Genomic DNA, 16,172 nt, shown 5'->3' with positions numbered 1-16,172 from the left:
GCCCGCACCGCAACTGAAAAAGATCGCCGCCTGGTGCAAGCTTGCGCCCCAGGATCGCGTTGCCCTTAACCGTGCAGCCGTGCAATCAAAGCTGTTTCTTCCCCAAGGAGCCTTCATGCCCGTCACCCTGATCACCGGCTGTTCCAGTGGCATCGGCCGCGCCCTGGCCGACGCCTTGCGCGCCGCCGGCCACGAGGTCTGGGCCACGGCCCGCAAGGCCGAGGATGTCGCCGCGCTCAGTGACGCCGGCTTCACGGCCGTACAACTGGACGTCAACGACAGCGTCGCCCTTGAGCAACTGGGCCAGCGCCTGGCGCCGATCGGGCTGGATATGCTGATCAACAACGCCGGCTACGGCGCCATGGGGCCCTTGCTCGATGGCGGCGTGCCGGCCCTGCAACGCCAGTTCGAAACCAACGTCTTTGCCGTGATCGGCGTCACCCGTGCCCTGTTCCCGGCCCTGCGCCGCAACAAGGGACTGGTGGTCAATATCGGCAGCGTGTCCGGCGTGCTGGTCACCCCGTTCGCCGGCGCCTACTGCGCCTCCAAGGCTGCCGTGCATGCGCTGAGCGAAGCGCTGCGCCTGGAGCTCGCGCCCTTCGGCATCCGGGTGATGGAAGTCCAGCCGGGCGCCATCGCCTCACGCTTTGCCAGCCACGCCACGCAGGAGGCCGAACAGTTGCTCGATCAAACCTCACCCTGGTGGCCGATCCGCGACGGCATCCGCGCCCGTGCCCGCGCCTCGCAGGACAACCCGACCTCGGCCGAGGAGTTTGCCCGGGGGGTGGTCGCCGCCCTGCAACGCCCACGCCCACCGCGCCTGCTGCGCCTGGGCAACGGCTCGCGGTTGATGCCACTGGTGGCGTGGCTGGTGCCCAAGGGGGTGCTGGAAATGGCACTCAAGAAGCGGTTCGGGATTGATAGAACGCTCTGACCGGCCTTCGTAGAGAGCACCTCTGAAGGCAAGGTGCTTTCTGCGCTGGAAGAACGATAGACCCACTTGGACGGTGACGGACCCACTTACAAGTGGTGCATGAACGCACTCAGTGCAGCCCTGTGTCGACAGAAGGCCACTCCAAGAAGTGGCCCGTCAGCGATACCGAGGGGGCTCGAACACAATCAGACAGCCTCAACAAATCATCCCCACACCGACGTCAAACAGACGTTTTATCTGGATCCCCTCCGTATGAATAAACCGTATTGGAAAACGGTGAAAGCTCGCCTGTGCCCGTCACTGCCCGTACGCGATAGGTCGCGTAACCGGAATGGGATTCTTCGAAGCGTGTTCCTTCAATTTCGGCAATTCGAGTGGCGAAGCGAAACACTCTGTATTTGACAGCCTTGGGTGTGGCATTCCAGCCTAACACCGCGTATGGCGTATGTGAGTTCTCAATGCTCAACTGGGGCGCGGGTATATCGGGGACACCAGGAACGCCACCGTCAAACACCCATTTCTTGTTGTCGGCCGAGTAGACAAATACACCATTGAACCGGTAACTGATCGTCACCGCCTGACCGTCCTCCATGGAAGACCCTTCGATGATGGAGTTGCGAATGGCCGATGACGTGACCTGAATAATACTTTTATCCTTGATATCGACCGGCAAAGTCAGGCTCAGGACAAATTGTGCATCCAGCACCTCATAACCCATTACCTTTTCGTAAAGTTTCGGCTCGGGAATCACCTGATCATAAATAGTGGACCGGTGCTTTTGCGCCAGTACACGCCAGCGCCCGCTGGTGTAGTGCAGGGCAAGCCGGTCGCCTTTGATCAGGACAAGATCATCGGCAGGATAATCACTGGGGGTCATGATCAACTGCGTGCCCCACGCGGCATCATGCTTGATAACCAGCGTAGAGCCTTCAGGGTTTCCAACCGGTAAATGCAGCCTTGCGGTCCAGTGTCCGTCATAGACCCTGACCGTCGTTACACGATTCCCGCCGCGGATGGTCACATCTTCGCCGTTGTCGATGCTGTAATCCAGCGGTTCAGCAGTGGCCTTGTTTCTTAGGCCACAGGCATGAATGCAGTTATCAATCAACCGCTGCCGTAATGACCAGTCCGTATTGATGATGAAGAATTTCATAACATATGAATTGGCATCTTCAGCATAAAACCACTGACGAATCGAGTCGGAAATATCATCCGGCACAGGAACCGGAAACGTTTGCACGTATTTGGCGCATTGTATGGAGCGCAACTCGCCCGCTGGTTTATTTTCGTCGGCGACCTGGTCCATGAATGCTTTAAGCCTGTCAGACGAAACTACATTCTCGCCAATCCAGCGTTGATTGACACCGGGCCAGAACTCCGAATCGCGTCGATCATCTTTATAGGCAATGACGACCGAACGCTGTTCTGCCATTGCGCGAATCTGACCGACCGTCAAGGCACGCCACCAGACAGGAACGTTGACCGCGCCGAGAAAACATTTGAGCAACTCACACAGTTCACGGTGAGCCGCGTCGGTAAAGCGCTCGAACACATGAAAGTCGAGAATCACGATTTCTTTCTGGGGGTCGCCCGACGGCGGGGAATGCCATCTGAAATTCGTCAACGCCACGAGGATATCGTTTCTGACCGTTCTGCCGGAATCAAGGTCGTGAATAAGAGCGAACCGGCGAGGATCACCTTCTGGATGGTGATCGTAGAAACGCACGCGCAAATCAAGCACCCGGATACCGATCATCAGTTGCTTATGAGGCGACACATCCTGGCAGGTGACCGGTGAACTGCTGTAACTCGCCTCCTTGTCCATGCCCGAGTTGTGAGTGCCGGGTAGAAGCAGCCGGTCAATGGGTAACCTGTCTGTCACACCATAAGCCGTCATCCACGCACTTCGATGCACATTATTGAACGGTGTGCATATACCTCCGGACGACTCGCCTCCTGGACACCCGCCCAACGTGCCGAGACCGGTGTCCCCGGCGGGTAAAGTACCAGGCATTTCGTCTTCATCTTCTTCGTTGCTCATGATCCTGTCCTCTCGATGTCGGCCTTAACAGCTGCTCAGGAGGACGCTACACAAAGAACTCGATGTCCATAACTCACAGAGTTGATAGGTGAACGCTGCGGCGGAGGGTATGCGTTCGGCTCAATCACCTTGCCGCAAACGCTGGCCGCTTGAGCACCACCGTACACGTCATTCCCGCCGCCAGCAGTACCCCGTCCGGCAGCGGATCGAGCCGGATACGCACCGGCACGCGCTGGGCCAGGCGTACCCAGTTGAAGGTCGGGTTGACGTCGGCCAGCAGTTCGCGGCTTTCAGGGTTGTCGCGGTCGTAGATGCCACGGGCGATGCTGTCGACCTGGCCGGTGAGGCGTTGGCCGCTCATCAATTGCAGCTCGGCGGCATCACCGATGCGCAGGTGCGGCAATTTGGTTTCTTCGAAAAAGCCATAGACCCAGAACGAGTTCATATCGACCACGGCCAGCTTTGCCTCGCCAATGTGCGCGTAGTCGCCGCGGTGCACGTTGAGGTTAGTGACGTAGCCGTCCACCGAGGCCAGCACGCGGGTGCGCGCAAGGTCCAGTTCGGCACTTTCCAGGCGCACCTGGGCCAGTTGATAGTCCGCCTGGGCGGCCAGCGCCAGGTGCCCGGCGTCGTCGCGGTTCTCGGCCGAGATCACCCGTGTGTCCATGTCGGCGCGGCGCCTGGCGTTGCTGGCGCGCATCTGCCAGGCGGCCTGGCGCGCCGCAAGATCAGCCCTGGCCTGCTTGACCGCCAACCGGTAGTGCTCCGGGTCGATCTGCAACAGCAGGTCGCCTTTGCTGACCTGCTGATTGTCACGCACGGCAACGTTGATGACCGTACCGGCCACTTGCGGTGCAACGTTGATGATGTCGGCGCGCACCCGCCCATCGCGGGTCCAGGGGGTGTCCATGTAATGCACCCACAGGCTGTGCCCCAGACAGATCGCCAGCGCCAGAATCAACAAGGTCGCGCCCACACTGAACAGCTTTTTCATCCACGCACTCTCAACGGTAAAGGGGCAGCGCCAGGGCGCTGAACAGGCAGACAAACAGACTCAGGCGCAACAACGCCGGATGCCAGAACAGGCGGTACAGGTCCAGGCCCGACAACAGCCGGTCCAGCGCCCAGGCCAGCAGCAGGGCCAACACCAGCATCAGACTCATGGTCGGCAGGTACAGGCCGTGAATGGCTATTTCACGCGGCATGCGTGGCGTCTCCTCGTGCCTTCGTGCCACAGGCCGCCAGTGGCGACTGCGGGTCCAGCAGGCAGGTCCGGATGAAGTGCAGGTAGCTCTCGACCCGGCGCAACGGCGAGGTATCGAAGTGCGAGGCAAAGGGCTCTTCGGTCTGGCGCACCCGGCCGATGGCCCGTTCGACGGCGGCCTGGCTGCGCCTGAGATTGCGCGTATCGGGCTGGATGAACAGACGGATCAACGAGCGGCCCATGACCCGGATCGACACCCGCCAGGCGCGGTGTTCGGCATAGCTGGGGTGCACCGGCAGCAGGGCCTGCTCACGGCGTAGCTCGATGATGGCGTGGCCGATTTCCAGCACCACGAACATCCAGCGCAGCACCTGACGCTGCACCTCGGGCTGGCCGGCGGCCAGCGTGTCGGCCTGGTGCATCACGTCGCGGGTCTGGCTTTCGAAACTCGATCCCAGCCGTGCCAATGGCGCGCTGATGGCAAACACCACCTGGCGACGCAGGTCAGCCTCCAGGTGCCGCCACATCCAGCGGCTGTTGGGCGGCAGGATGATGGCTCCGGCAGCGGCGCACAGCAGCATGCCGATGACCATCGACAGGTATTCGTTGATGAACAGGCTCGGGTCGTAGCGGGTGAGGTTGTCCGGCAGCGCGCCCATGCAGAAAAACAGCATCAGCCCCAGCCCATAGCCGGCCCGGCGCGCCCTTGAGGACAGGAAGGTGCCGACCACCAACACCGGCGCCAGCACCAGGCACAGCAAGGGAAAGCCGTCGATACGCGGGTAGATCACAAAGGTTTCGACAAAACCGAACAGGGCCGCGAGCAGTGTGCCGCCGGCCATCTGCAACGACATGCGCCACGGGTTGGCATTCATCGACGACAGGGCCACGGTGATTGCCGACACCAGAATCATCGTGGCGCCACTGGGCCAGGCGGTCAGCACCCACCAGGCGCTCATCAACCCCACCACCAGCGTGGCGCGTACCCCGGCGCCGAGCACGGCCATACCATGGGTGCGGTTGACGAAAAGCTCTTCCCATTGTTCGCGTACATGGTTGTGATCAGCGAGCGACGCATGGGTCAGCGCGTAGTTGTGCAGCTCGCAGGCCAGCCGGTACAGCAGCTCGAACGCGGTATGAAAATCCAGGCGCTCAGCGTCACTGGGGCCGCCCTCTTCCAGCGTTCGGCGCCACTGGCGCACCAGGGGCGGCCACTGGTTTTTCCAGTGTTCAAGACGCAGCGCCAGACGCGCGGCATCTTCCAGGTTCAAGGCGTGGTCGGCGCAGTGCTCCAGCACGGACACCAGGCTGGCCAACCCTGGTTCAAGCTGTTGCAACACCCGTTGCGGGGGCTGGCTGCGCAGCCTTTCAAGCAACTGATGCAGCGCATTGAAACGCGTGGTGATGGCCATGAATTCGCTGTTGAGGCGATTGAGCCGGCCATTGCGCCGGCGCATGGACGGGTCTTCGAACAGGGTGACGCTGCGCAGCCCTTCAAGGCCAATGGCCTCGGCGACGAACTGCAGGTTGCAGGCTTCAAAGACCGACTGTGGATGGCCGGTGCGCAAGCCGTCGACCACAAACCGCGCATAGCGGCCGAAGCGCTGGAACAGCGTGTTGCGCATCGCGGCACTGGCGCTCTGCGGCAGGATCGCGGCGCTGACGCCAGTGGCGCAGGCGATGCCAAGGGCGATTTCCAGCACCCGCCATACCGCCGCCATGAAGGCGCCCTCAGGGTGCGCCAGCGCCGGCAGGCCGATCAGGGCGGCGGTGTAGCCGGCAAGCACGAAGGCATAGGCGCGAAAGTTGCGAAACCGCGCCGCGCCCGCTGCACACAGGCCCACCCACAGCGCCAGGCAGCCGAGAAACGGCACCGAGTCCTGGCCGAACAAGGCCATTAGCAGCACCATCATCGTCGAGCCGGCCAGGGTGCCGAGCAAACGATAGAAGCTCTTGGCGAACACCTGCCCGCTTTGCGGCTGCATGACCAGCACCACGGTGATCACTGCGATCCGCGGCTGCGGCAGCTCCAGGCGCAAGGCCAGCCAATAGGTGGTGAAGGCCGCCAGCAGGACCTTGGCGATGTACACCCAGGTCACGCCATCGCTGCGCAGCCAGGCCTGGTACTCACGCCGCCAGGGCAAGGTGATCAGGCGTTGCAGGGCAAGGTTCATGTGTGCTCTCCGTAGAAATAACCCGCTGTCGCAAAACACACACCGGACTGGTGTAGGAGCGCTCCTACCGGGGTTGCAGGGTCGGTTCGGGCGGGGTGTCGGCGCCCGCCTGCAAGCCGCCGCCCAGCGCCACCACCAGCCCGGCATAGGCTTGCAACCGCGCCGCTTCGACCTGTTGCTGGATGTCCTGCTGGCGCCACAGTTGGGTCTGTGCCTGGAGCACGTCCAGGTAGTCGACCAGCCCGCGCTGCCAGGCCAGGCGCGCCAGTTCGCAATTGTTGTGGGCGGCGGCGACCGACTCACGGGCCAGGGCCTGCTGGGTGTCCAGCGATTGGCGACGCAGCAGTTGATCGGCAACGTCTTGCAGCGCGCTGACCAGCGTCTGCTGGTAATGCGCCACGGCCAGGTCATAGCCGGCACTGGCCTGGCCGAGTTCGGCACGCAGGCGACCGCCGTCCAATAGCGGCAGGCTCAAGGCGGGGCCGGCGTTCCAGGCCAGCTTGCGCCCAGCCAGAAACCCCAGCAGGCTGCCGCCGGTGGCCATGTAGCCGAGGCTGGCGGTCAGGTCGACATTGGGGTAGAAGCCGGCCTGTGCCACTTCGACTCCTCGGGCCTGGGCCGCCACCTGCCAGCGGCTGGCGACCACATCCGGGCGCTGACCCAGCCATTGCGCCGGCAGGGCGGCCGGCAAAGAGAGCGGCTGCTGCAAGGCCAGGGCCGGACGCTGGAGCTGTTCGCCCTCTTGCGGGGCCAGACCGGCCAGGGCGGCCAGTTGATGCTGGTGCACAGTCACCGCCTCGTGCAGCGCATCGATCTGCCGATGGGTTTCCGGCAAGGGTGCCAGGGCCTGGCTGACCTCCAGTTGGGTGCCGATGCCCGCCACCAGGCGCCGCCGGGCCAGTTCAAGGATCTGCGTCTGTTGTTCAAGGGTCGATTCGAGAATGTCCAGCCGGGCATGCTGCAGGGCCAACTGGATATAGGCGCGCACCACGTTGGCCTGCAAGGCCAGTTGCGCCTGGCGCTGTTCGGCGGCGCGCTGGTGCGCCAGGTCCATGGCCTGCTCACTGGCGCTGCGTTCGCGCCCCCACAGGTCCAGGTCCAGGCTCAGGGCCAGCCCGGCACTGTTGTCCCAGGTGCGGCTCTCGGCCAGGTCGCCGGGGCCATAAAAACCGTCGTCAGGCCACTGGCGGCGTGCGGCCCGGCCACTGGCGTCAACCTGCAACGCCTCGCGCGACTCGACCCGGCCGGCCATGGCCTGCGCTTCACGCACACGGGCGGCAGCGGCGGTCAGGCTCGGGCTGCCCTGCACGGCCCGTTCGACCCAGGCATCGAGTTGCGGATCGCCATAGGCACGCCACCACTGCACACGTGGCCAGCCGGCGTCGCGCTGCGCCAGTTCGATGGCCAGATCGGCAGTGGGCATGTGATCGGTATGAGGCATGATGCCTTGGGTGGAAATACAGCCGTCAAGCGATAGGCAAATCGCCAGAAAACCAAAGGCCTTGATGATGCGACGCGGCACTGCTGCAATTTCCCGAGAGGAATGAAACGCCTGTAAGTGCTGCGATTCTAGGCGGCGCCCAAGGTGGCGATAAGCGGGGCCGAATGTGAATCTTTGTTACAGATTCAGAGATAATCGCTGTCGTCGGGATGGACAGGGAGCAGTAACTTCATGTCACAATTTGCCAACCGTGACCGTCGTCCCCTCCAGAGATCACCATGGACACCCTGCAAAACATGCGCGCCTTCAGTTGTGTGGCGCAAGCAGGCAGTTTTACTGCGGCTGCCATACAACTGGACACCACCACTGCCAATATCTCGCGAGCCGTCTCCAATCTGGAGGCGCACCTGCAGACCCGCCTGCTCAACCGCACCACACGGCGCATTGCCCTGACCGAGGCCGGCAAGCGCTACCTGCAACGCTGCGAGCAGATCCTGGCGTATGTCGAAGAAGCCGAAGCCGAGGCCAGCGACGCCCATGCGCGCCCGGCCGGGCAGCTCAAGGTGCATTCGATGCCGGGAGTCGGCCAGCATTACGTGATCGATGCCATCGCCCGCTACCGCAGCGAGCACCAGGATGTGTCGTTCGACCTGACGCTGACCAACCGGGTGCCGGACCTGCTCGAAGACGGCTACGACGTGTCCATCGTGCTGGCCAGCGAACTGCCCGACTCGGGCTTTGTGTCGCAGCGCCTGGGCATCACCTACAGCATCGTCTGTGCCTCGCCGTCCTACATCAAGGCCCGCGGCATGGCACACAAGCCGGCCGAATTGCTGACGCACGCCTGCCTGCGCCTGGTCAGCCCGGTGTTCCCGCTGGACAAATGGCAGTTCAACGGCCCCGAGGGCCAGGAAACCGTGACCCTCAACCATTCGCCGTTCCTGGTCAACTCCGCCGAAGCGATGAAGACCGCCATTGCCAGCGGCATGGGTGTCGGCATCCTGCCGATCTATTCGGCCATCGACGGCCTGCGCGACGGCACGCTGGTGCGGGTGCTGCCGCGCTATCGCTTCCAGGAACTGAACCTGTATGCGGTGTACCCGTCGCGCCAGTACCTGGATGCCAAGATCAAGACCTGGGTCGAATACCTGCGCAGCACCCTGCCGGACATCCTCGCCGCCGATGAAGCCGACCTGCAGGCGCACACCCTTGCATAGCCTGGCCTGGACAGTTGTACGACAAGAAAACGGCTGACCGATCAGGAGCGAAATGTTAGCGTGCTACTCATTCATCCGGTCAAGAGTGACAGCACAATGAAAAAAACCGTACTCGCCTTCAGCCGTGTCAATCCGCAAATGGCTGAGCGCCTGGCGCAGGACTTCAACGTGATCGTTCCCGATCCGAAGCATGGCGACATCAACGCGCAGTTCAACGAAGCGCTGCCCGAGTCCCACGGACTGATCGGCTCGGGCCGCAAGCTGGGCCGCGAGCAACTGGCCGGCGCGAAGCACCTCGAAGTGGTTTCAAGCATTTCGGTAGGCTACGACAACTACGATGTCGACTACCTCACCGAGCGCGGCATCCTGCTGACCAACACCCCGGACGTGCTGACCGAAAGCACCGCTGACCTGGGCTTTTCGCTGATCATGAGCAGTGCCCGCCGCGTCGCCGAGCTGGACGCCTACACCAAGGCCGGCAACTGGAAGCGCAGCATCGAGCCGCCGCATTTTGGCACCGACGTCTACGGCAAGACCCTGGGCATCGTCGGCATGGGCAATATCGGCGCCGCCGTGGCCCGTCGCGGCCGTATGGGTTTCAACATGCCGATCCTGTACAGCGGCAATAGCCGCAAGACCGCGCTGGAACAGGAACTGGGCGCACAATTTCGCAGCCTGGAGCAACTGCTGGCCGAGGCTGACTTTGTCTGCCTGGTGGTGCCGTTGAGCGATAAGACCCATCACCTGATCGGCGCGCGCGAACTGGCGCTGATGAAGCCTGGCGCCATCCTGGTCAATATTTCCCGTGGCCCGGTGGTCGACGAGCCGGCCCTGATCCAGGCCTTGCAGAACGGCACGATTCGCGGCGCCGGCCTGGATGTGTACGAGAAAGAGCCGCTGTCCGACTCGCCGCTGTTCCAGCTCAGCAACGCCGTGACCCTGCCGCACATCGGCTCGGCCACCCATGAAACCCGCCAGGCAATGGCGGACCTGGCCTGCACCAACCTGCGCAGCGCCCTGCTGGGCGAGCGCCCGCAGAACCTGGTCAACACCCAGGCCTGGAAAGGCTGATTCACCGGTTGGCCTGCCCCGTGCCGGCGCGCGCTTGCCTGGTGTAGGAGCGCGCTTGCCCGCGACCGAGTGCGTAGCGCTCGCAAAATCTGTGAAACGCCACAGATTGATGACTGTGAATACCTTCAGAGTTCTGCGAAACGCCACAATTTTACGACTGCTAACGCAGCCGGTCGCGGGCAAGCGCGCTCCTACACAGGGGCCGTCGTCATTACGCCAGTTTTCCTTGTCCGGTTTGTGGCAGTGCACGCGGTTTTCTGAACACCAGCACATTGCCCAGCATCACCAGCACCAGCCCGAACAGTGCCGGCAGTGTCCATTGGTAGCCTTCGACAAACACCGAGATATTCAGCGCCACCACCGGAAACAGCACGGTGCAATAGGCCGCGCGTTCCGGGCCCATGCGCCCGACCAGCGTCAGGTAGGCGGTGAAGGCAATCACTGAACCGGGGATGACCAGGTACAGCAGCGAGCCGACATAACGGGTGTTCCATTCAAACTGCAGCGGCACGTCACTGACCAGGCAATACAGGCTCAACAGCAGTGCACCGTAGAGCATGCCCCAGGCATTGGTGGTCAGCGGCCGCAGGCCGGCTTTCTGCTGCAGGCTCGACAGCAGGTTGCCGGCCGAGAAACACAGCGTGCCGATCAATGCCAGGCCAAGGCCCAGCAGGGTTTCGCGACTGGCGGTGTGGCCGGCCAGTTCCGGCCAGAACAGGCACGCCAGCCCGGCCATGCCCAGGGCGGCGCCGAGCAGGACATTGCGGGCGATACGCTGGCCGAAGAACACCCGGGCATTGAGCGCATTCCACAGCGTGGAGGTGGAAAACACCACGGCGATCAGGCCGCTGGGAATCCACTGGCTGGCCGTGTAGAAGCACAGGAAATTCAGGCAGAACAGGCACAGGCCCTGCGCCATGCAGATAAGCTGGCCACGCCGGTTCATCGGTTGCAACTGGCGGGTGAGCAACAGCGCCACAAACAGCACCAGCGCCGCCAGGCCGAAACGGTAGGCGATCGACAGCGCGATGGCGACTTCGCCCAGTTGCAGTTTCAGGGCAATCCAGGTGGTGCCCCAGATCACGACAGTAAGCAGATAAAGCGAGAGGTTCATGATGCGGCTCCTGATGAGCCTTGAGTCTGCTGCGCCGCCTGCCGGGCCGCTTGCACAATCTTGCGCATTTGCACCGCGCAGCGCTGGCAAACGGCCTTTGGCGGCGTAGGATGGAGCCGTCAGAGGAACCACCATGTCCGCGCTCGAATCCATCCAGGTCTTCCAATGCCTGAACAGCTCACCCCACGCCCGCCTGGAGCAGAGCGCCCTGCTGGGTGATGGTCTGATCGCCGCGCAGTGGAACAACCATCACGACATTCGTGAATACCACTCGCCCACGCACCACACCCTGTCGTGCTACATCGCCGACGGCACCGGTACGTTCCGCCGCGACCAGCCCGACCAGAAAGGCGCACCCGGCAAGCTGTGCGTGCTGCCGGCCGGGCACGAATCGGCGTGGGTCATCAACGGGGAAATCCGCCTGGCACACCTGTACGTCAGTCCTGAGCAGTTCGCCCAGGGCTGCGTCACCCTGCTCGACCGCGAGCCCCGCGAGCTGCAATTGCGGGAAAACACTTTTCTGGACGATGCCCGCCAGACCGAGCGTTTTCGCCACCTGATCAACCTCAACTGGCATGACCCGGGCGAGCGTCTGCTGACCAGCAGCCTGGCGCATGAAATGCTCAGCCATGCCCTGCTCAGCCAGGTCGGGCTGCGCGACGGCCTGCGCCTCAAGGGTGGCCTGGCGCCGCATGCAAGGCGGCGGCTGGTGGAGTTCATCGAGGCCAACCTGAGTGAAGCCCTGAGCTTGGGTCAACTGGCCGGGCTGTGCGCCTTGTCGGAATACCATTTTGCCCGGATGTTCCGTGAAAGTTTCGGCCTGCCGCCACACCGCTATGTGCTGGCGCGTCGGCTGGAGCGCGCTCGCCAGTTGCTGCGCGAGACGCTGCAGCCGTTGGGCGACATTGCCCTGGAGTGCGGATTTGCCAGTGCCAGTCATTTCACCAATCGTTTTCGCCAGCACATGGGCGCCGCACCGGGGGACTATCGCGGCGTGTTCACAGCCACGCCGCCAGCGGGCTGAGCAGCAGCGCGGCACCGGCCAGGCCCAGCACCCAGCGTGGCCGGTAAGGCAGCAGGAACACCAGCAGCACCCCGCTAGCCATCAACACCGCACTCCACTTCACCAGGCCCAGGGTCCAGCCCTCGGCACTGACCGCCGCCCAGACCGATACGCACAGCAGCAGCCAGCCAACGACCTTGAGCACACGCCGGCGGCGCAGGCTCGGCTTGCCGGCCAGCAGGTCGTTGTAGTGGCGCTCCATCGACAGGCACAGCGCGGTAAAACCGCCATAGCACAACAAGGCCGGCAGCAGCATCAGTTGACCTCCTGCACAGTCACCTGGGTGGCATTGGCCTGGGCCTCTTTGCGGGTCGGCTTGACCACGAGCGGGCGCTGGCGGAATGTCCAGGCGGCCCAGCCCAACAGCAATCCGGTGCCGAGTGCGGTCAGGTCGAAGCTGGCCAGCACCCAGTCGCCGGCGCGCAGTGATGCCATCAGGTACTCCCGACTGGTGAGCAGGTCCAGCACCGGCAGGCCGGCGAACAACAGCGCGCCACTGCCCAACTGTTCACGCCAGGCTGTCTGCCCCTTGCGCAGCAGCGCATGCAGCACCGACAGCCCCCAGACCATGAAGAACGCCCGCACCTCCCAGTGCTCGCGTCCGGCCAGGCCCGCCGGCAGCAGGCGGTTGGCCCAGAACACGGCGGCCACAGCCATCATCAGTCCGGCCATGCTGGCGATGTTCAGCACCTGCACCAGGCGCAACTCGAACGGCAGTACACCGGCCTTGGCATGCTTGAGCGCACGCTTGCCCAGCCACATCACCAGCCCGGTACCGATCATAGCCGTGCCGGCGATGCCGAAAATGAAGTACAGCCAGCGCAGCAGCGGGCCGGCAAACTGACCCATGTGCAGGTCGTAGAAAGCCTCGGTCACCACCGCAGGCACCGCCTTGTCCGGCGTGCTGTCCGATTGCAGCGCACCACTGCTGGCGCTGAAGGTCAGGATGTCGCCGCTGGGCCTGACCACACGGTCATGGGTGTCGCGGTAGATCAGCACCGAGGCACTGGCATCGCCGGGGTTGTTGATGATGAGCCGCCCGATCCGGTTTTCACCCCAGCGCTCGTCGGCCTGCGGCACCAGTGAGTCGAAGGCGACCATGGGTGCCGGTATGTTCTGTGGTTTCGGGTTTACAAGGGACGGATAGAGTTCGTCGTAATAAGCCCGTGTGTCGCTGCCGTAGGTGCTCAGCAGGCTCGCCGGCATGACCATCGACATGAAGAACAGCAGGCTGCTGTAGGTAATCATCAGATGGAACGGCAAGACCAGGATGCCCAGCGCGTTATGCCCGTCCAGCCATGAACGCTGGCCCTTGCCCGGCCGGAAGGTGAAGAACTCCTTGAAAACCTTCTTGTGCACAATGATGCCGGTGATCAGCGCGATGAACATGACCATGGCCGCGATCGTGGCCAGCCAGCGCCCCCAGGGGTGCGGCATTTCCAGCTGGTAGTGGAAACGGTAGAAGAAATCGCCGCCCCGGGTCTTGCGCGCCTCGACCTCGGCCCCGGTGCGGGCATCCAGGGTCTTGCGCTCGAACCTGCCGCGCTCGCCCGGCTTGCCCGGCATCATCGAGATGACCCCAAGGCCCGGCTCGCGGGCATCGGGCAGGTTGATGACCCAGCGTGAAGCGGTGGGCGCGTTGCGTTGCAGGTAGTCCTGGGCCAGGCGCACGCTGTTTTGCGCATCCAGCGTATGGGCGGTGACTTCCGGGGTCATCCAGTGGGTAATCTCGGCCCTGAAGTACGACAGCGTGCCGGTCAGGAAAATGGCAAACAACAACCAGCCGAAGATCAGCCCCAGCCAGGTGTGCAGCCAGGCCATCGCCTGGCGAAAGCCCTCTTTCATGACAGCCACCGGTCACAGCCGTAAGCGGCGCCCAGCAAGGCGCAGGGCAGCAATACACCACTCCAGGCCCGCCAGGCCGTGCGACAGGCAAAACACCAGATAAACGCCCCCAGGTAGGCCAGGAACGACAGCATCATGCCGGTCATCACCGCCTCGGCACGCGGCAACGGCACCCACCGGGTGATGCACACGCTGAACAGCGAAGCCAGCAGGTAGCCACCGAAGGTGGCGGCCATGAAACGCGAGGCCACGGCCAGGCGATAGGCCAGCGAAACACCCGCTGGCCTGACCTTGGGCTTGCGACCCGTAGAGGATGTAGAAGAAGGGGTAACCGTGCCGTCCATCGGGAGACTCGCGATTGACAATCAGAAAAGGAAGAAAGTGACGCCAATAGTAATGATAAATATTCTCACGCGCAAAAGACTCTGCCAGAATTGGCGCCCTCTTCTACCCACGTCGTGGATCGCACCCCGCCATGCCCACCGCCCAGCCTGCCGTGTACCCGACCGTCGAAGGCCTGTATCAGGCGCATCATTCCTGGCTGACCACCTGGCTGCGCCGGCGCCTGGGCTGCCCCGACAACGCCGCTGACCTGGCGCAGGACACCTTCGTCAAGGTGCTGATGGCGCGTGATACGCCGCAGTTGATCGAGCCACGGGCGTTCCTGACCACCATCGCCAAGCGGGTGCTGAGCAACCATTACCGCCGTCAGGACCTGGAGCGCGCCTGGTATCAGGCCCTGGCCGAGCTGCCTGAAAGCGTGGCGCCGTCCGAAGAGGAGCGGGCGATCATCTTCGAGACCCTGGTCGAGCTGGACCGCTTGCTCGACGGCTTGCCCCTGCCGGTCAAGCGGGCTTTTGTGCTGTCGCAGGTCGATGGCCTCAGCCACGGCGAAATTGCCGCGCAACTGGGGATCTCCATCGCCACGGTCAAGCGCCACCTGAACAAGGCCGCCCTGCGTTGCTATTTCGCCCTGTGAACCGGTCATGAACGAGTCGCTGAACAAATCCGATATCGCCCCTGCCGTGGCGCGTCAGGCCGTGGCCTGGCTGATCGAGATGCAGGAAGGCACCCTCAGCGCCTCGCGCCAGCACGCCTGGCAGCAATGGTTGAACGGCCATGCCGAGCACCAGCGGGCGTGGGCGCATATCCAGCGGGTCAATCAACGCCTGAGCGGTCTGTCTTCGCCGTTGGCCCATGCGGCGCTCGGCGCCCCCAAGTCGGCCGGGCGTCGACATGCTGTCAAATTGCTGGTGCTGCTGGGGGTGGGCGGTACGCTGGGCTGGAATCTGCGCGACAAGCAGGCCATGCAATCGTTGCTGGCCGACTACAGCAGCGGCGTGGGCGAGCGACGCCAGGTGGCTCTGGACGACGGCAGCCGGCTGCAACTCAATACCGCCAGCGCCGTGGATGTGCGCTTCGACGGCCAACAGCGTTTGATTCGCCTGCTGCAGGGCGAAATCCTCATGACCGCCGCCGCTGACCCGCGTCCGCTCGAGCTGCTGACCGGCGAAGGCCGGATTCAGGCGGGCAGCACGGCCAGCCGTTTCAACCTGCGCCAGCTGCAAGGCCGCACGCACCTGGCGCTGCTGGAAGGCACTGTGCAGTTGCAACCGGCGGCACACACCGGCGCTGCGCTGGTGCTGCAAGCGCGCCAGCAGGTGAGCTTCGACCGCCATGCCTGGGACCGCGTGCAAGCGCTGGATGCCGGCAGCGGTGCCTGGGCCGACGGCCTGCTGGTGGCCTCGCGCATGCGTTTGGCGGACTTTCTTCAAGAACTGGGCCGTTATCGCCATGGCCGTCTGAAATGCGATGACCGGGTCGCCGACCTGCTGATTTCCGGCAGCTACCCGCTGGCCGACAGCGAGCGCATTCTGGACATGCTCGAAGTGGCCTTGCCGGTAAAGGTACAGCGCCTGACCCGGTATTGGGTGACGGTGCAGGCCAGGGCGTAGGGCCTACGCAAGAGATGTTGTGTGTGCACCGGCCCTTTCGCTCATCAAGCACAAAGCAAGTTATCGGTTTTACTGGATTTAAAATTCACACCCGTAGGAGCCCGCTGTCCTTG

15 protein-coding genes are annotated in these 16,172 nt (G+C 63.4%); 6 read left to right on the top strand and 9 right to left on the bottom strand.

Translation table 11 applies throughout. The features are described 5' to 3' along the window. The first annotated feature begins 115 nt into the window (after positions 1-115). Positions 116-934, top strand: coding sequence for an SDR family oxidoreductase (locus DGA31_RS10610; protein ID WP_109512490.1), 819 nt, complete (start codon positions 116-118; stop codon positions 932-934). Between the two features lie 220 nt (positions 935-1,154). On the opposite strand, the gene DGA31_RS10605 is transcribed toward DGA31_RS10610, so the two are convergent. The 5 genes from DGA31_RS10605 to DGA31_RS10585 all read right to left on the bottom strand — a co-directional run bounded on the left by DGA31_RS10605 (position 1,155) and on the right by DGA31_RS10585 (position 7,875). Further along, a complete protein-coding gene (locus DGA31_RS10605) occupies positions 1,155-2,975 on the bottom strand; it encodes a phosphatidylinositol-specific phospholipase C domain-containing protein (RefSeq protein ID WP_152035015.1) in 1,821 nt (606 codons plus the stop codon). Between the two features lie 124 nt (positions 2,976-3,099). Then, a complete protein-coding gene (locus DGA31_RS10600) occupies positions 3,100-3,969 on the bottom strand; it encodes an efflux RND transporter periplasmic adaptor subunit (protein WP_109512488.1) in 870 nt (289 codons plus the stop codon). A gap of 10 nt (positions 3,970-3,979) precedes the next feature. Continuing rightward, a complete protein-coding gene (locus tag DGA31_RS10595) occupies positions 3,980-4,180 on the bottom strand; it encodes a DUF1656 domain-containing protein (protein ID WP_109512487.1) in 201 nt (66 codons plus the stop codon). After that, on the bottom strand, positions 4,170-6,353 hold the full coding sequence (locus tag DGA31_RS10590) for an FUSC family protein (protein ID WP_109512486.1): 2,184 nt from the start codon (positions 6,351-6,353) through the stop codon (positions 4,170-4,172). The genes DGA31_RS10595 and DGA31_RS10590 overlap by 11 nt, the downstream gene beginning before the upstream one ends. A 64-nt stretch (positions 6,354-6,417) precedes the next feature. Further along, on the bottom strand, positions 6,418-7,875 hold the full coding sequence (locus DGA31_RS10585; RefSeq protein WP_109512485.1) for an efflux transporter outer membrane subunit: 1,458 nt from the start codon (positions 7,873-7,875) through the stop codon (positions 6,418-6,420). A 197-nt stretch (positions 7,876-8,072) separates the two neighbouring features. Here DGA31_RS10585 and DGA31_RS10580 point away from each other — a divergent pair, with 197 nt between their 5' ends. Further along, complete coding sequence (locus DGA31_RS10580) at positions 8,073-9,011, top strand: LysR family transcriptional regulator (RefSeq protein ID WP_056841625.1); 939 nt, start codon at positions 8,073-8,075, stop codon at positions 9,009-9,011. Between the two features lie 96 nt (positions 9,012-9,107). Then, positions 9,108-10,082 (top strand): 2-hydroxyacid dehydrogenase, encoded by a 975-nt coding sequence (locus tag DGA31_RS10575; protein WP_109512484.1) that lies wholly within the window; start codon positions 9,108-9,110, stop codon positions 10,080-10,082. A gap of 211 nt (positions 10,083-10,293) precedes the next feature. On the opposite strand, the gene DGA31_RS10570 is transcribed toward DGA31_RS10575, so the two are convergent. Then, entirely contained in the window at positions 10,294-11,196 is a 903-nt protein-coding gene (locus DGA31_RS10570; protein WP_056841627.1) for a DMT family transporter, read from the bottom strand. 133 nt (positions 11,197-11,329) lie between these two features. Between DGA31_RS10570 and DGA31_RS10565 the strand changes: the two genes are divergently transcribed. Further along, positions 11,330-12,220, top strand: a complete 891-nt coding sequence (locus DGA31_RS10565; RefSeq protein WP_109512483.1) for a helix-turn-helix domain-containing protein — start codon at positions 11,330-11,332, stop codon at positions 12,218-12,220. Here DGA31_RS10565 and DGA31_RS10560 read toward each other — a convergent pair. From DGA31_RS10560 to DGA31_RS10550, 3 genes are read right to left on the bottom strand one after another with little or no spacing between them, the layout of a single operon-like run. Further along, on the bottom strand, positions 12,195-12,515 hold the full coding sequence (locus DGA31_RS10560) for a DUF3325 domain-containing protein (protein WP_109512482.1): 321 nt from the start codon (positions 12,513-12,515) through the stop codon (positions 12,195-12,197). The genes DGA31_RS10565 and DGA31_RS10560 overlap by 26 nt on opposite strands. Beyond that, on the bottom strand, positions 12,515-14,104 hold the full coding sequence (locus tag DGA31_RS10555; RefSeq protein WP_109512481.1) for a PepSY-associated TM helix domain-containing protein: 1,590 nt from the start codon (positions 14,102-14,104) through the stop codon (positions 12,515-12,517). Before DGA31_RS10555 ends, DGA31_RS10560 begins: the two co-directional genes overlap by 1 nt. Next, entirely contained in the window at positions 14,101-14,448 is a 348-nt protein-coding gene (locus tag DGA31_RS10550) for a DUF3649 domain-containing protein (RefSeq protein WP_109512480.1), read from the bottom strand. The genes DGA31_RS10555 and DGA31_RS10550 overlap by 4 nt, the downstream gene beginning before the upstream one ends. A 131-nt stretch (positions 14,449-14,579) precedes the next feature. Here DGA31_RS10550 and DGA31_RS10545 point away from each other — a divergent pair, with 131 nt between their 5' ends. Continuing rightward, on the top strand, positions 14,580-15,083 hold the full coding sequence (locus DGA31_RS10545; protein WP_056841632.1) for a sigma-70 family RNA polymerase sigma factor: 504 nt from the start codon (positions 14,580-14,582) through the stop codon (positions 15,081-15,083). A gap of 7 nt (positions 15,084-15,090) precedes the next feature. Further along, the gene (locus DGA31_RS10540) at positions 15,091-16,059 is read left to right on the top strand and encodes a FecR domain-containing protein (protein ID WP_109512479.1); all 969 of its coding nucleotides are present in this window, start codon (positions 15,091-15,093) and stop codon (positions 16,057-16,059) included. Positions 16,060-16,172: the final 113 nt, after the last annotated feature.

Origin of the sequence: Pseudomonas ovata, assembly GCF_003131185.1 — a bacterium.
Taxonomy (GTDB): Bacteria; Pseudomonadota; Gammaproteobacteria; order Pseudomonadales; family Pseudomonadaceae; genus Aquipseudomonas; species Aquipseudomonas ovata.
The sequence above is the reverse complement of the archived record's forward strand: the minus strand, read 5'-3'. Positions and strand labels throughout refer to the sequence as shown.

Excerpts from the sequence above, each read along its gene's own strand:
- DGA31_RS10610 (WP_109512490.1), top strand. The coding sequence starts at position 116 with ATGCCCGTCACCCTGATCACCGGCTGTTCCAGTGGCATCGGCCGCGCC.
- DGA31_RS10605 (WP_152035015.1), bottom strand. The coding sequence starts at position 2,975 with ATGAGCAACGAAGAAGATGAAGACGAAATGCCTGGTACTTTACCCGCC.
- DGA31_RS10600 (WP_109512488.1), bottom strand. The coding sequence starts at position 3,969 with ATGAAAAAGCTGTTCAGTGTGGGCGCGACCTTGTTGATTCTGGCGCTG.
- DGA31_RS10595 (WP_109512487.1), bottom strand. The coding sequence starts at position 4,180 with ATGCCGCGTGAAATAGCCATTCACGGCCTGTACCTGCCGACCATGAGT.
- DGA31_RS10590 (WP_109512486.1), bottom strand. The coding sequence starts at position 6,353 with ATGAACCTTGCCCTGCAACGCCTGATCACCTTGCCCTGGCGGCGTGAG.
- DGA31_RS10580 (WP_056841625.1), top strand. The coding sequence starts at position 8,073 with ATGGACACCCTGCAAAACATGCGCGCCTTCAGTTGTGTGGCGCAAGCA.
- DGA31_RS10575 (WP_109512484.1), top strand. The coding sequence starts at position 9,108 with ATGAAAAAAACCGTACTCGCCTTCAGCCGTGTCAATCCGCAAATGGCT.
- DGA31_RS10570 (WP_056841627.1), bottom strand. The coding sequence starts at position 11,196 with ATGAACCTCTCGCTTTATCTGCTTACTGTCGTGATCTGGGGCACCACC.
- DGA31_RS10565 (WP_109512483.1), top strand. The coding sequence starts at position 11,330 with ATGTCCGCGCTCGAATCCATCCAGGTCTTCCAATGCCTGAACAGCTCA.
- DGA31_RS10560 (WP_109512482.1), bottom strand. The coding sequence starts at position 12,515 with ATGCTGCTGCCGGCCTTGTTGTGCTATGGCGGTTTTACCGCGCTGTGC.
- DGA31_RS10555 (WP_109512481.1), bottom strand. The coding sequence starts at position 14,104 with ATGAAAGAGGGCTTTCGCCAGGCGATGGCCTGGCTGCACACCTGGCTG.
- DGA31_RS10550 (WP_109512480.1), bottom strand. The coding sequence starts at position 14,448 with ATGGACGGCACGGTTACCCCTTCTTCTACATCCTCTACGGGTCGCAAG.
- DGA31_RS10545 (WP_056841632.1), top strand. The coding sequence starts at position 14,580 with ATGCCCACCGCCCAGCCTGCCGTGTACCCGACCGTCGAAGGCCTGTAT.
- DGA31_RS10540 (WP_109512479.1), top strand. The coding sequence starts at position 15,091 with ATGAACGAGTCGCTGAACAAATCCGATATCGCCCCTGCCGTGGCGCGT.